Annotated in this window: 2 protein-coding genes; both read right to left on the bottom strand. The window is 34.5% G+C overall.

Annotation, left to right across the window (positions count from 1 at the left end):
• Nucleotides 1-7: 7 nt before the first annotated feature.
• Nucleotides 8-328: a carboxymuconolactone decarboxylase family protein gene (locus KI369_RS28775; RefSeq protein WP_212959031.1), complete on the bottom strand. Its 321-nt coding sequence runs from the start codon at nt 326-328 to the stop codon at nt 8-10.
• Nucleotides 329-336: 8 nt separating this feature from the next.
• On the bottom strand, nt 337-597 hold a 261-nt coding region (locus KI369_RS28780; RefSeq protein ID WP_212959032.1), incomplete at its 5' end, for a tautomerase family protein.

Consider the following 597-nt stretch of genomic DNA (forward strand, 5'->3'; position numbering starts at 1 on the left):
GTTATTTTTAACTTTCCATTTCATTCATTGCTATATTTAAAGCTCCTGCTGCTTTGGGCCAACCAACATAAAAAGCCATATGTGTTATCAATGCAATCAATTCATTTTCTTTAATTTCATTTTGTTTGGCCAGTCGCAAATGAAATGGTAATTGTTCTGTCTGATTAAGACTAATTAATGCCGCCACTGTACATAAACTTCTTTCTCTTAATGTTAAAGTGGCGTCCCGCCACACTTCCTCGAACAATATCTCTTCACTATAATGAGCAAATGCAGGTGCCTTTTCTCTCATTTTCTCTTGAATACAATATTCAATGGATGGATTCATTCATCATTTCACTCCCCCTTCACTTTTACCAATTGTGCCATTCCTTGACCAAATGACCAATTTTCTGCAGATGTCTCATTTAGCGTAATAAAAATAGCTGCACTTTTTATACTAGAACATTCAGAAACGTTCGAGGATATCGACTGATACAGATCACTTTTCTGTTTTATCGTTCTTCCCGGTCCACATGTAATAGAAACATACATCATATTCTTTGTTCTCTTTTCTCCTCTTTCCAACAAATAATATGAATGATATAAAAAGTGATT

Origin of the sequence: Bacillus sanguinis (assembly GCF_018332475.1) — a bacterium.
GTDB lineage: Bacteria > Bacillota > Bacilli > Bacillales > Bacillaceae_G > Bacillus_A > Bacillus_A sanguinis.